At 43.7% G+C, this 14,567-nt stretch carries 9 protein-coding genes; 2 read left to right on the forward strand and 7 right to left on the reverse strand.

All coding sequences use genetic code 11. The annotated features are described in order from the left end of the window. Positions 1-2: 2 nt before the first annotated feature. The 7 genes from Q4561_RS01270 to phoB all read right to left on the reverse strand — a co-directional run bounded on the left by Q4561_RS01270 (position 3) and on the right by phoB (position 11,342). Positions 3-1,370: a MotA/TolQ/ExbB proton channel family protein gene (locus Q4561_RS01270; protein WP_303456854.1), complete on the reverse strand. Its 1,368-nt coding sequence runs from the start codon at positions 1,368-1,370 to the stop codon at positions 3-5. A 13-nt stretch (positions 1,371-1,383) separates the two neighbouring features. Further along, on the reverse strand, positions 1,384-2,142 hold the full coding sequence (locus Q4561_RS01275; protein WP_303456856.1) for a DUF3450 domain-containing protein: 759 nt from the start codon (positions 2,140-2,142) through the stop codon (positions 1,384-1,386). Positions 2,143-2,323: 181 nt separating this feature from the next. Further along, complete coding sequence (locus tag Q4561_RS01280; RefSeq protein ID WP_303456859.1) at positions 2,324-4,978, reverse strand: TonB-dependent receptor; 2,655 nt, start codon at positions 4,976-4,978, stop codon at positions 2,324-2,326. Between the two features lie 125 nt (positions 4,979-5,103). Beyond that, a complete protein-coding gene (locus tag Q4561_RS01285) occupies positions 5,104-7,869 on the reverse strand; it encodes a hypothetical protein (protein ID WP_303456861.1) in 2,766 nt (921 codons plus the stop codon). A gap of 433 nt (positions 7,870-8,302) precedes the next feature. Beyond that, complete coding sequence (locus tag Q4561_RS01290; protein WP_303456864.1) at positions 8,303-9,277, reverse strand: PstS family phosphate ABC transporter substrate-binding protein; 975 nt, start codon at positions 9,275-9,277, stop codon at positions 8,303-8,305. Beyond that, positions 9,278-10,579 carry a phosphate regulon sensor histidine kinase PhoR gene (phoR, locus tag Q4561_RS01295; RefSeq protein ID WP_303456867.1) on the reverse strand — a complete coding sequence of 434 codons (1,302 nt, stop codon included), beginning with the start codon at positions 10,577-10,579 and terminating at the stop codon, positions 9,278-9,280. Positions 10,580-10,652: 73 nt separating this feature from the next. Continuing rightward, complete coding sequence (phoB, locus tag Q4561_RS01300) at positions 10,653-11,342, reverse strand: phosphate regulon transcriptional regulator PhoB (protein ID WP_057793852.1); 690 nt, start codon at positions 11,340-11,342, stop codon at positions 10,653-10,655. Positions 11,343-11,544: 202 nt separating this feature from the next. Here phoB and Q4561_RS01305 point away from each other — a divergent pair, with 202 nt between their 5' ends. Next, on the forward strand, positions 11,545-13,281 hold the full coding sequence (locus tag Q4561_RS01305; protein WP_303456869.1) for a HAMP domain-containing sensor histidine kinase: 1,737 nt from the start codon (positions 11,545-11,547) through the stop codon (positions 13,279-13,281). 93 nt (positions 13,282-13,374) lie between these two features. Beyond that, positions 13,375-14,286: a recombination-associated protein RdgC gene (rdgC, locus tag Q4561_RS01310; protein ID WP_303456871.1), complete on the forward strand. Its 912-nt coding sequence runs from the start codon at positions 13,375-13,377 to the stop codon at positions 14,284-14,286. Positions 14,287-14,567 lie beyond the last annotated feature (281 nt).

The raw sequence follows: 14,567 nt of genomic DNA on the forward strand, positions 1-14,567 counted from the left end.
GATTAGCTCCGCTCTGCGCGCTCTGCAATAACGCCAGACGCTTGTTCTTGAAGAATGTATACAATGTTCTTAGAACGTGTATTTAGCATGGCGTATAGCAACGTCATCGGAATAGCGACTACCAGACCAAGAACCGTTGTGACTAGTGCTGTTGAAATACCACCCGCCATTAGTTTCGGGTCGCCTGTACCAAATAAAGTAATGGCTTGGAATGTATTAATCATACCGGTTACCGTACCAAGTAGACCCATAAGCGGTGCTACTACTGAGATAATCTTGATGATAGTAAGGTTACGCCCTAGCTTAGGTACTTCGCCCAAAATCGCTTCAGTAAGGTGAAGCTCTAGTGCTTCAACGTCAGCATTTGGATGATCGTCTCGTACTTTAAGCACACGACCAAGTGGGTTATTGGTTTTAACTTCCTTATTCTTAAGCTGGCTGTTCACCTTCATGCGAATTAATGACAAGGTAATCAAACGCTCAATGGCAAGTAGAAGCCCGAACGCACCGACAATAAGGATGATGTACCCTACTACGCCGCCTTGTTCAACACGCTCTTTAAGGTTTGGCGCTTGAACTAGAAGACCTAGAATTGAACCACCTGTTGGGTCGATACCAAACTGAACTAACTCACCACTTGCAGATTCTTGAAGTTCTGCAGCTGAGCTGTTGTAACGGTCAGCAGGTTGACGGATAAGTTCTGAAACTGTGCCAGTCACACCGTTGTACTCAAGGTACTTACCATTAGCAACGAGTGCGAAAGGTCCTACACGTACCACTTCTTTCGATACTTTCTGACCACCCGCTTCAACGACGTCAGTAGTGAATTTGGTCACTTTTCCTGACTCAGTCATTTCACGTTGCATTTCAAACCAAACACGCTCAATTTCTTCGATAGAAGCAAGCTTTGAGCTAGAGCCCATGTCTTGTGCCATTTTATCTAGGAAGTCTGAACGACCTGTGATTTGCGCAGATACTACTGAGTTATAAAATTTGTTCTTGGTGTCGCCAGCAATTTGCTGAAGTACACCAAACAATTCTTTCAATGAACCTAAACGAGTATCTAGCGCACCATTAAGGTCTGCTAATTTAAATTCGTTTTCTTCAAATCGAGTTTCAAGCTGCTCTGACTGTGCCAACATTTGGTCACGACGAGCGCGTGTATCACGCAATACTTGATCTTGCTCGGCACGTTGCGCTACGAAATCGCGCTCACGTTGTTTGTTTTGCTCAGTTTGAGCAAACTGACCTTCTTCTAATTGCTTTAGAAGTGCGTCTAGGTCCATTGCGCGGTCGCTCTGTGCTACAGCACCGGCGCTAATGCTAAGGGCTACTAGGCCAAAAGCGATTTGTTTTACTGAATTAAACATTCTCATCAACCTCTTAGTCTGTGATAGCCACTGGTAGCATTAGTAAGTCTGGGGCAAGTTGCTTCTTCGCCATGCGCAGACCTTTAGTTATTTGTGTGCGGTAGCTGCTGTCTAGCTCTTCCCACTGGCGTGTTTGCTTGTTCCAAACACCTTGTGAACTAGCATCACGAGTTTGATAGATAAGAGCGGTACGACCTAAGCGTAAAAACTCAACGTCACGCTCTTGACCATTAATAGTATGTAAGCCGCTGTAGGCTTCCATGGTGCGGCCGTAGTCCATTTCAACTTGGTACGCTTCCATTACACGACGGAACTTCTCAGACGCTGCTACGTCGGCGCGATCCATCATGGCTTTTAAATCCATAACGCGGTTTTTGCGCTCTTCAGGAAGGAAAGGTACGTCTAGGGCAATGAACTGTTCCATGCCATCAATCATACGCATCATAAGCGGGGTAATTTGACGCTCAACAACCGATACTTCATCGATAGCAGCGTTCAAGTCATCCATTTCTTGTTCTTGGCTGTTAATTTGCTTACGAAGTTGAGTGTTATAAACATCCAAACCTTCAATTTCTTTCATCAATGTTTTGAATTGCTGAAGTTTGCTGTCAATCTGATCGGTAATACCGTTGATTTTTTCCTGCGACTTCGCAGCAGATTCATTAATTTTCGCCGCCTCATCGACAACGGGATTTAGTACTTCATCGTCTTGTGCTAGTACAGGCATGGCAACTAGTGCACCTGCAATAAGCAAAGAATTGATAAGCTTCATACATTCAAACCTTAAAAGTTAAAAGAAGTTGGGGGTTACCCATCTATAAATTACTGCGCGTAGGATAGGAGTTTTCTGTGACGGTTTTATTACACTCACTGTCACACTTGCGCTTATATTTCACAAACAAAGGAAGAAAAAAAAGGCCGCTTCAGTAGCGGCCTCTTTTATATGGTTTTATTTAAAAATCATACTTATACGAAAGACTGATACCGGTACCTCGGGTTTCAGATCTAACCAAAGTGTCTTCAAATTCAATTTCTTTTTGTTCATTAAAGATATTTTGAAGTTTGAATGTGACAGTACTGTTAAAGTCTGGGAAGTAACGATAGACCATGTCTAACGAGTGGAATGGCTGCTCGAAGCTATCATCGAAGCCATCAATCCCAGGAATAAGAATACGATCGCCAAACACGTTATAAACTAATGAACCTGAGTGTTCACCGTTGTCTGAGTCGAAACCAAACTGCAGATTGACTACGTATTGAGAGTGCCCAGTTAAACGTCGAGTGGTATTGGTAATAGCAGCAGAAACACCAGTTTGTTCAACAATATTTTGGAAATCCAATTCAATTTCAGAGTCACTGATTGTGACGTTACCTGATACGAAAAGGTTATCCCAAACGCCTTTACCAATAACATCTAAGCCTTGCAAGAATTCAATTTCAACACCGAACAATTCGCCAGACTCTGCATTCGCAATTCGAATAAGAGGTGGACCATCTTGTGCAGGCGATTGAATTGATTCAATTGGGTCGGTCATATCTTTGTAGAACAAACCAACCGATAAGTTATTACCCGCTTCTCGATACCATTCCCAACGCATATCGTAGTTTTTAATGGCCGTAGTACGAATACCTGGCGTACCTGCGATAGGGAAATCCGTTAACGGATCGATATAGGTAGCTGAAGATACTTCACGTAGGTCAGGACGGACCACGGTTTCACCAAAGCTGAAACGTAACTGCATATCGTCACGAACGAAATAGGTCAACGCTAATGCAGGATAAATATCATCTTCTTGGAATGCTAATTCGGCACGGTCGGTATCATCAGCAATATCAAACTGATTGGTACGAGGGTCGAAAGGTACAACGGCTTGACGGAAATCTTCGTAGCGAATACCGCCACTGAAACGCCATACGTTGTTCCAGAACAAATCGGCTTCAAAATAGTATGCATCTATTTTTTGGCCGGCAGCATAATCATCACCGGCTATCGTTGTATCACGAATAATAGGTGTGGTTGATGCAAACTCTGCGCTGTCTAACGCACTGTCGCTTAAAATTTCAGAAATTTGATAACCATCAAGATCGGCTGAAGAAGAAAACGCGCGAGAGTTAATATCAAAACGGCGGTTTTCTGCGTCGCGGAACTTAGTCACAAAGTTACCGCCAGCTTTAAATTCCATTTCCCAATTGTTAATGGTGTAAGGAATATTAAAGTTATATCCGTAGTTTTCTACTCGGTCATGCAACTCTTGGAATTCATAACGGGCAGCGGTAGTAGAGTTACTTAGTGAACTTTCTGTTTCCACATCGAAAATGCCGTCTTCGTTAGCATCTTCAATGATAAAGCGCGTTTCAAAGTTACCAGGAGAATACCGCTTAGAACGACCTAACGAGTATTTCCAGTCAAAGCCCATAAAACCAAGCTCTGGGAAAGTATGTGTTCCCTTAACTTGGTTGGTATAAAGCTTACGCTCTTCATAGACAACTTCTACATCGTGAACACGTTGACCATCAGACAATGTGTTGTTAGCCGTATTACCAAATTTATCTTGGATTTGATCACGGGTATCGTTCAACACAATCAAGCTGTAATCAATACGATGTTGACGGTTATAGTCGATACCAAAGTTAAACATGGTAGACCACTTCACCGATTTTTCAGTGGTGTTCACTTCGTCAAACAAGCGAACCATACGAATTTCATCGCCGTTTCTTAATGCTTGCTCACCAATGTATTCTTCTGATACCACGGTAGAACGGTCGTAACCGGCGGCCATAAGGAAACCGAAGCGCCAGTCTTCGTCGTAATCGTAGCTGTTACCAAAGGTAACATTTGCGCCCATATCTGGGTCTACGCTCTCGGTGGTAACGTCATAGTCGCGATTAACGTCTTTCAGTAACGAAATAGCTTCATCTTGAGATAAGTTATCTAGAAAGTTCTTCGAATCCCAGCGTTCGCTGATAGAACTTGGTACGGCGCGGGTGCCATCATCACTGCCTATCCAATCGTTACTGCCACCGTTATAGGCCACAGCATCATCGAAGTTATCGAAATTAGTACCTAGACTACCCTGCATATTAAACACATAGTCAGTAGGAATGGTTTTAAGTCTAATATCAACGTTACCACCACCAAATGAGGCAGGCATTGAAGGAGAGTAAGACTTTTGTACCGACAAGCTTTCAATAATAGATGACGGGAATAAATCTAGAGGAATAACGTTACGGGTTGGATCTGGGCTAGGTACGGCCAAACCGTTCAACTGGGTTGAAGAGTAGCGTTCACCTAAACCACGAACGTAAATAAATTTACCATCAACCAACGTTAGACCTGTCACACGACGAAGCGCAGAGGCAGCGTCAGAGTCACCAGTACGAGAGATTTGTTCAGCTCCCATAATATCAGCAACGAAAGCTTGGTTTTTACGTTCTTCCATAACGGCAGTTGCCGTTCCTTTCAAACGTGTTCCTGTTGCTACCACTTCTTCGATGACTTCTTCGTCACCTGCTTCTTGCGCTATAGCGGGAAACATACCGGTAGCAACTGATGCTAGCACGGCAAGACTAAGTGGCTTGAGAGGAAACCTGATAGCAGGCTTTTTCATTGTAAACCTCGTGGTAAAGCGTTCTTTCTAATCAGTGTAAAAATCACACTGCTTGTAATACATAAAAAGCAAGCACGTCACTGATTAGTGTAACGTGCCTGCTTGATTAGCGTTTTTTGGCGTATTTACTCTAGACCAACAGTCCAACCAGCAGTCCAATCGTTGTCAGCAGATACTGCGCCAACGAAGTCTGTGGTGTCAAAGAAGGTATCGCCAGTCCAGTCTTTCGGTGTTACCGCATCAGTTGAAGAGTAAATTCCAGTTACTACTTCAGCCTGAGTGGCTACAACCGCGTTCCCAGTCATGGTGTTTTGGAACCAGTCAGCTAGGTCAACTGCGCCGTCATCGTTTTTGAAGTTCTCGTCGTTTTCACAAGCAATCACTGAGTTAGTAAAGGTAGTTGTACCATCGCTAAGGTTAGCTTGTGATTCAGTCACGTTTTCAATTTCAAAACACTCACCCATTCCAGCAGGGCCAGTAACAATCACATTTGAAAGTTGAGCACCAGTACCTTCACGTAAGTAGATACCTTCAGCATCGTCATCACCGTCAAACTCATTACCAATAATAGTTAAGTTAGAGATAGTTGGGTTAGACTGAGGTTCTGCCGCTGGGTTAGAACCGTCATTATCAGCTTCGATACCACGGTTAGCGTCAGAGTTATCTGTTGCTTGGCGAACCAATACATACTGCATGCGACCACGGAAACCGTTGTCCCAATCGATGCTGTCATCTTGAATGTCAGTCAGTACTAGGTTTTTAACGTCAACCGCACCACCGAAGAATTCAACACCGTCATCTGCGTTTTTGTGAACTTGTACATACTCAACGGTAGTACCAGAACCAACACCACCGAAAGTGATACCGTTTAATTCGTTATCTGGCGCAATTTCGAAACCGCCGTGCATAACCCGCACATATTGAAGCGTACCAGAGCTTTCAGTATCGTCAGTTCCGCCGAATACTGCACCTTCTTGCACACCTTCAATTTGAAGTGAGCAGTCACCGGTTGCAGGACACTTGTTTGACGTACCGTTACCAAGGATAACTAAACCACCCCATTGACCAGCAGCACCTTCTCCACCAGAAACGTCATCGAAAGAGGTGAAAGTGATTGGGTCAGTAGCCGTACCTGCCGCATTAATTTGTGAACCACGGCTTACTACTAGGTAATCATTACCTGATGCGCCGTATACCGTTACGCCAGGCTCAATGGTTAATGTTGCGCTGTCTGTGTTATCGCCACCCACAAATACCGCACCTGAGATAGCGTATAGGTTACCTTCAGTTAGCGTTAAGTCAGACGTTAAACGACCTGTTACTTCACACGTTGTGGTTGAACTATCAGCTGCGCTAATGTTAGTGGTTCCTGATGGACAGCCAGATTCAGAAGTAACAACAGACACTGTGCCGCCGCCGTAACCAAATGCCCAACCTTGACGCCAGTCATCAGTACCGATTGCGCCAATAAAGTCAGTGGCATCAAAGAAGCCGTCTACTTGTGAAGCGTCTGTGCCTGCACCTAGTAGTGAGCTGGTTGATGAAGGAGAACCATCAGTGTTTAGCGAGATAGACTCTGAAATGCTGTTGCCAGTTTGGGTGTTAAGGAACCAATCTTCCAAATCAACCGCACCGTCATCATTTTTAAAGTTTTCTTCGTTATTACATGCCATTACTGAGCTAGAAATAGTGATAGTACCGTCAGCTAGGTTAGCTTGTGATTCAGTCACGTTTTCAACTTCTAGACACTCGCCCATGCCAGCAGGGCCAGTAACAACCATGTTGTAAATTTGTGCGCCAGTACCTTCGCGAAGGTAAACACCTTCTGAGTCATCATCACCGTCAAAGCTGTTACCAATAATAGTCATGTTAGAAATCATTGGATTTGACTGAGGCTCTATAGCAGGATCTGAACCATCGTTATCAGCTTCGATACCACGGTTAGCATCGCCACCGGTTGAGTCTTGCTCGATATAAACGTACTGAAGTTTGCCTTGGAAACCGTTGTCCCAATCAACACTGTCGTCTTGGTTGTCAGTTAACACTAAGTGCTTAACATTAACGTTTCCGCCAAAGAACTCTACGCCATCATCTGCGTTAGCGTGCACTTGAAGGTAATCAACAGTAGTAGCAGAACCTACACCACCGAAAGTAACACCGTTTAATTCGTTGTCAGGCGCAATTTCAAACCCTGCATATTTCACTACTACGTAGTTTAAGGTACCAGAGTTATCTTCTGTATCTGTACCACCGAAAACAGCACCTTCTTCAGCACCTTCAATTTGAAGTGAACAATCACCTTCAGCTGGGCACTTGTTTGATGGTGCGTTACCTAGAAGGATGATACCACCCCACTGGCCAGCACCCACTTCATCACCGGTAACATCTTCGAATGAAGTAAAGATAATTGGGTCTGCAGCTGTACCCACCGCTTCAATTTTTGAACCACGGCTTACTACAAGGTAATCATCGCCAGTACGTGCAAATACGACTGTGCCTTCTTCAATCACCAAGTTAACGCTGTCTGCGTTATCGTTACCCACAAACACAGGGCCTTCAAGCGCCCATACTGTATCGTTAGTTAATGTAATGTCACCTTGGTCGTCTGCATCGTCGGCAGTTAACGTACCTGATAAAACACGAACTTCTACATCTGTACCAAATGCGGTAGATACCTCACCTGATAGGAAAGAGCTTGACTCACCTATCGTTGAATCAGAAGAACCATCTGATGAAGAACCGTCATCGCTGTCGCTACCATTGTTCACTACGCTATTGTCTGTTGTGCTGTTATCAATATCGCCTTCGCTGATATTGATGTCACCACCACAACCGGCTAAAACAAGAGCTGCCGCAATTGCAGAAGCTTGAAATAAGTGCTTGAGTTCCATGTGTGTCTCCAGGTGCTGGTATAATTATGGATTTAGAAAACGCAAGAACTTTACCTAAGCTAAATGACACATTTGTTACATTATGACAGTGTCACAAAAGTTTCACACTATACCACCAAAAAATGGACTACTGGTTAACCTGTTAAAAATTTGGAAAACCTTAATCTTTGATTTTAAGCGAATTTTGTAGTGCGGCGCTATTCAGCTAAGAATGTTTGTATTGGGTGACATATCAAGTACAGCTTGCCAAGCATGACGGGGGATAGAATGAGAATGGTATCTGCCTGTACCTGTCTGTATCTGTACGCAGCGTTGAGTAAATAGCATGGCCTTTGGCAGGTAAATCGTGGGCCCAAATTCTTGGGCGCTATATTGTGATAGCTAAATCAGGAGCACGGTAACAAGAGTGATAAGCAGTATTTACTCAGCACCATCACTCAGCACTGTCACTCAATAAGCGTCGCTGTCTAATCAACATATCTTCCCGAATAGGAAAGTATCCATCTCGAGAGACCTGTTCTTGCCCTTGTTCAGATAAAATATAGCGCAGAAATTCTCTTTCTAGCGTGGGCAGGGGCTCGCCGGGCTTTTTGTTTATGACTAAATACAAGAATCGAGAAAACGGATAAGACTCACTGCGCACGTTATCTATCGTAAGTGGCACTAACGAATCGGTGGTTTCACCTAATGGCAACGCCCGCACCCCTGCGGTTTTGTATCCATAAGCAGCGTAGCCCATCGCACCTTTACCCGATGCAACCGATAACACCACAGATGCCGATCCCGGTTGCTCGTTAACGGTATTTCTAAAATCGCCATCACACATAGCAATCATTTTAAATAACCCGTAGGTTCCTGACACCGAGTTACGTCCGTACAAACGGATAGGTGCTCGATAACCATTAGTATCAATGCCTAACTCTGACCACTTACTGATTGGCCCATCCCCTCCGCAAAACTGAGTGTGAGAAAAGATAGAATCGACTTGATTTAGCGTAAGGCCTTGCAGCGGGTTGCGGCGTTCTACAAAAATGGCAATCGCATCCATGGCCACTTTAAGCACTAAAGGTGGATAGCCGTGTTTACGGGTGAAGTCGCGAATTTCACTTGGCTTTAATTCTCGGCTCATGGGGCCAATAGTGGCCGTGCCTTCAATAAGTGCGGGCGGCGCAGTAGAAGAACCAGACGCCTGAATTTGAAAACCAACTTGGGGGTAAAGGGTTTTAAATTCTTGTGACCAAAATGTCATTAAATTTGCGAGAGTATCTGAACCCACAGAGGTGATTTTTCCTGCCACCCCAGGTTGACGCTCATACTCTAACTCATGGGTGGTTTCAGCATGTGCTAAACGGGTAACAAGCAACAAAACGACCACATTGCATAGGGCGATGAATTGCTTTCTACGCATTTAAATTTGCTCCGCGATTAACTCTTTATCAAGTACAAAGGAAAACTGGCTGCCCTCACCTAAGGTACTGGCAATATCTAAACGGGAATTGTGATGGCTAAGTACGTGCTTCACTATCGACAAGCCTAATCCTGAGCCCCCTGTTTTACGAGACCGCGCTTTATCCACACGGTAAAAACGTTCGGTGAGTCGATTAAGGTGATTAGATTCAATACCATCGCCATTATCATGAACGGCAAATTTAGCCCCTTCCTCGTCACCACGCCAATATACATGAATTTCACCACCAGGTGGAGTGTAGTGCACAGCATTAAATACTAAGTTAGAACAAGCACTTCGCAGCTCGGTCTCTACACCAAAAACTTTTAGTCCGGCATCAATATGAAATTCAATATGATGCTGTTTTTCTTTATTCAGCGACTGGGCTTCTCGCTCTATTTGAGACAATACCGTGGGAATATTTACCACGTTTTCATAGATACGTTCAGAGCTAGCTTCAATCCGCGACAATACCAATAAGTCTTCAATCAGATTCTGCATCCGGTGGGTTTGCGCGGTCATTTCCTTCATGGCTTTTTGCATAAAAGGGTCTGCTGACTCGTCCACCGGCAATATTTCTAAATAACCATTAATAACCGTAAGAGGCGTTCGTAGTTCATGTGAAACATTCGCGACGAAGTCTTTACGCATCGCCTCTAACTGAGAAACTCGGGTAATATCCCGAGCCACAACTAAAAGATGCTCGTCACCATAAGGCATTATCCGATATTCAAAGGTTTTATGCGGATTAGTAGGCGATGGTACTTCAATAGGGTATTTAAAATTACCGGCATGAAAATACTGAATAAACTCAGGATGGCGCAATAAGTTATCGAGCCTTCTGCCTGCATCTTGTGGCCACTTTAGCCCTAGGTCTAGGCGGGCCAAACGGTTACACCAAATAATACACGCTTTAGAATCTACCACTACCGCAGCATCGGGTAAGGCTTCAGAGCCTTCACGAAAGCGTTTAACTAATTCACCCAACTCTTTACGCTTATTTCTGTTTCTGCGCTGCAGGTAATAAATACCTTCATAGATATGTTCCCACACACCACGCACTGTGGGCGGTGACATCTTACGGCTATGCCACAACCAGCGGTTAAGCTTGTATAAATGCCAATAATTGAAAATGAGCAGCAAGGTGGCGCCAATGGCAACGGCAAATAACATGTCATTCATGTACCAACCAATTAACGCAAATACCAAAAGGTAAAGCGCTAATCGAAGCGTACTTCTCAGCCATGAGAACGGGTAATACATAGTGAATGCGCCCTGAAACAGTGAAACGCGGAGAGCGAAGAGACGCTAAAACCGTCTCTTATCCGCTGGGAATTTAGAGTTTGGTAGAGAAACGGTAACCGGCTCCACGCACGGTTTGAATCATAGCATCATGCCCATGACGAGAGATAGCTTTACGTAGGCGTCTGATATGCACGTCAACGGTGCGATCTTCTACATACACGTTTGTACCCCATACATTATCGAGTAATAGTTCGCGGCTATAGACACGCTCAGGATGGGTCATGAAAAAGTGCAGTAGCTTAAACTCAGTAGGTCCCATATCAAGAGGCTCTTCGTTAGCCATGACACGGTGTGAGACTGGCTCAAGTTTCAAACCATTAAACTCAATAGGTTCTTCATTCGAGGTAGGTGTTACACGTCGCATCACCGCTTTAATTCGCGCGATAAGCTCTTTAGGTGAAAACGGTTTAGTAACGTAGTCATCAGCACCCGCATCAAGACCACGAATTTTATCTTCTTCTTCGCCTCTAGCGGTAAGCATAATCACTGGAATATCACGAGTGAACTCATGCTGCTTTAAACTCTTAGCCAATTGCACGCCGCTACCACCAGGTAGCATCCAATCAAGTAAGATTAAATCTGGGTAAGGTTCACATATTTTTTCTTGTGCTATATCGTAATCTTCGGCTTCAATAATATTAAAACCAGATTGTTCTAACACAAACTTTAGCATTTCTCGGATGGGCGCTTCGTCCTCAACCACCAAAACTGTTCGAGACATTATTATTTTCCTGCTCATCACAAAACGCCGCTATTATTAATGTGCACTGTGACACTTTTATTAAAACGATTACATTAATGTGTCAAGTTTTCGACAAAAAACACTATTATTTTCTTCTGAGAGGTTGCTTGTTTATTCATACATTTACGCATATTCTTGGCTATGAAGGTAAAGTAATCAGTAGACAGAGGAATGTTGTTCAATGGCGGCAGTAAAAACTGGGTTATCAAAAAAGCTGCTAACACGGGTGCTTTCTGTCTATTTTATTCTTACGCTAATTGTGACAGTTGGGCAGATATTTACTGAGTACTTAAGCACCAAAGATCATGTCGAAGATGAACTACAAACCTTAAAAAACACCTTCTCAACCAGCTTAACCCGTGCCCTGTGGGAATTAAACACTGAACAGGCAAGCTCTATTGCTGAAGGCTTATTAGAGCTTCCAATTGTAGAAGGTGTTCAGGTTAGAGATGAAAACGGTAACCAAATTGCCGAATACGGTTTGAGCATTCAACGCCCCCGCTCTCCTATCGAAGAAGAACTCATTGAAGACCACCCTGGAGGCATTTTTAGTTATAGCTTCCCATTAATATTTAAATTTTCAGGCCGAGAATCCACAGTTGGCGATGTCACACTTTATTCAAGTTTCGATACTATTTTTGGGCGTATTGAAATTGGAGTATTTTTTCTAATTGGCAATGCATTAATAAAAACCACCTTTTTGGTGTTTCTTTTCATGACCGCTTTTCGCACCATGTTGTCAGAACCTTTAGCTGAAATGACCAATCAAATGGAAAGGTTCGACCCGCTTCATCCTGACGAAAGTAAGCTTACGATAAAAATAAATGACGATAATGAACTACTGCAACTCAAAGAATCATACAACAACGTTATTGACGACTTAATTATTTCAAACAGCAAGTTAACCAACACCCAGAGTCAACTTTCTCACGCTAATAAAAAGCTAGACGATCAGAACCTCATTTTGGAACAAGAAGTCGCAAAGAAAACCTCATCGCTTTCTCAAATAATGCTTAGCCTTGAACAGCAAAAAGATGAGCTTATTGCAAACCAGCGAGAGCTTCGTCAAGAGAACGAAAATAGACAATATATTGAAGATGAACTTCGTAAACGAAACACAGAGTTAGCAAACTCAATGGGGAATTTACAGTTAGCCAAAGACCAATTGGTTGAATCTGAGCGCATGGCTTCCCTTGGGGGGTTGGTAGCCGGTATTACCCATGATGTGAATACGCCTCTTGGCGTAGGAGTTACCGCTGCGAGTTTCTTGCAAGAACGACTTACTAACTTGAAAACAAGTTTTGAGTCAAAAAGCCTGACCACTAAGAACATGGAAAACTTCATTAATGAAGCAGAACAGACGGCCAATCTTTTGTTAACTAACTTAAATAGAGCCTCTGAATTGATTGCTAGCTTTAAGCAAGTGGCGGTAGATCAAACCAGTGAAACCGAGCGAGAAATTAATCTTAACGACTACATAATCGACATTATTAAGTCGCTCAAGCCAAGTTTTAAGCATAGTAACCACGAGATTGACGTTAACTGCCCTGAAGATCTTTATATTCGCTGTGCACCCGGCGCGATTGCCCAAATTGTGACTAATATGATTGTAAATTCTTTAGTTCACGGCTTTGAAAATACCAACGATGGCAAAATAAACCTCGATGTAAGCGTAGCTGATAATGTTATAGAAATGCGCTACCGAGACAACGGTGTCGGGCTGTCTAACGACGATCTAGACCGATTATTCGATGCATTCTTTACCACTAAGCGCGGAGAAGGCGGCAGCGGGCTAGGCACGCATATTATGTACAACTTGGTTACTCAGTCTTTATCTGGGCACATTGAAGCGCAGAGTAAACGGGGCGAGGGCCTGCAATATACTATTCGTTTCCCTATGAAGGGAAAACCCGCGTAACTTAAAATCTCTATAGCTCCCGCGCTATATCCATTGCACCACATTCACTAGCTTGGTACGCTTGCCCACCGTTTTTTAAAGAGACAGCCTCAAATGTGGTTTAAAAATATAAAAGCCTACCAAATTACACAGCCACTTTCCCTTGACGATGGCGACCTTGAGCGCGTGCTTAGCGAGCAAGCTTTCCGCCCTTGTAAGAGTCAAGATTTGGCCACTATGGGCTTTGCTTCCCCTTTTTCTCAAGCTGGTAAACAAGGCACCATGTTTCAGCGTGTTGGGCAACGCTATTGGCTTACCGTTAAGAAGCAAGAAAAACTACTTCCTGCTGCAGTCATTAACGCAGAACTAGACGATATGGTTGCCAAAATTGAAATGGAAACCGGCTCGCCTGTAGGAAAAAAAGCGAAGGCCGATCTTAAGCAAGAAATTCAAACTCGCTTATTGCCTCAAGCTTTCACAAAAAATACCTATACCCATGGTTTTATTTCTTTAGAAGATAACCTTGTGGCTATTGATGCGTCTGCCGATGGCAAAGCCGAAGCCTTTCTAGCGCTAGTGCGAAAAGCGATTGGTTCATTGCCCGTTGTGCCTCTTGCACGCCACAGTTTACAGTCTGAGCTTACTCACTGGCTTACTGACGCTGCGCCAGACGGTATAGCGTTACTTGAAGAAGCTGAATTTAAATCAACAGACGATGCAGGCAGTATTATTCGCTGTAAAAACCAGCCTCTTGATAGTGACGAAATTACTATTCATTTGGATGCCGGTAAGTTAGTTCAAAAAGTCGCCTTTGAATACCAGGACACATTAACCGCGGTTATAGCTGAAGATGGCTCGCTAAAACGTATTAAGTTTACTGATAGATTAAAAGAAGAAACTGAAGACATCCCTAAAGATCAAGTTGAAGCCCGTTTAGACGCTGAATTTGCACTGATGTCGGCAGAGCTTTGCACCTTGTTAAACTTCTTACGCGAAACCCTGAACTTAAACGAAGGGGATGCATAGCCTCAGCCTTGAGCGTGAATACACAGCCTTGAGCGGGGATTCAGCCTCAAGAAACTCCCCCTTTTTCAGTTGAGCAAGCGCCAATGCGCCTTGCTCAACACCGCATCTTCGTCGATAGTGCTGCGAACTGATTGCTTAGCCCGTAGTGTTTGCGCTTGAGCGTAGTGTTAGAGCTTAGAGCTTAGTGGTTGGTGGTTGGTGGTAGGTAATTGAGCTTAATCTTTGATGCTCAGTGCTTTTACCATTTGATGGCCACAAACACTGAGCATTTTTAATAACAA

It is taken from the genome of Alteromonas sp. 1_MG-2023 (assembly GCF_030547075.1).
GTDB lineage: Bacteria > Pseudomonadota > Gammaproteobacteria > Enterobacterales > Alteromonadaceae > Alteromonas.

Coding starts and splice junctions, on each gene's coding strand:
- Q4561_RS01270 (WP_303456854.1), bottom strand. CDS start 1,370: ATGTTTAATTCAGTAAAACAAATCGCTTTTGGCCTAGTAGCCCTTAGC.
- Q4561_RS01275 (WP_303456856.1), bottom strand. CDS start 2,142: ATGAAGCTTATCAATTCTTTGCTTATTGCAGGTGCACTAGTTGCCATG.
- Q4561_RS01280 (WP_303456859.1), bottom strand. CDS start 4,978: ATGAAAAAGCCTGCTATCAGGTTTCCTCTCAAGCCACTTAGTCTTGCC.
- Q4561_RS01285 (WP_303456861.1), bottom strand. CDS start 7,869: ATGGAACTCAAGCACTTATTTCAAGCTTCTGCAATTGCGGCAGCTCTT.
- Q4561_RS01290 (WP_303456864.1), bottom strand. CDS start 9,277: ATGCGTAGAAAGCAATTCATCGCCCTATGCAATGTGGTCGTTTTGTTG.
- phoR (WP_303456867.1), bottom strand. CDS start 10,579: ATGTATTACCCGTTCTCATGGCTGAGAAGTACGCTTCGATTAGCGCTT.
- phoB (WP_057793852.1), bottom strand. CDS start 11,342: ATGTCTCGAACAGTTTTGGTGGTTGAGGACGAAGCGCCCATCCGAGAA.
- Q4561_RS01305 (WP_303456869.1), top strand. CDS start 11,545: ATGGCGGCAGTAAAAACTGGGTTATCAAAAAAGCTGCTAACACGGGTG.
- rdgC (WP_303456871.1), top strand. CDS start 13,375: ATGTGGTTTAAAAATATAAAAGCCTACCAAATTACACAGCCACTTTCC.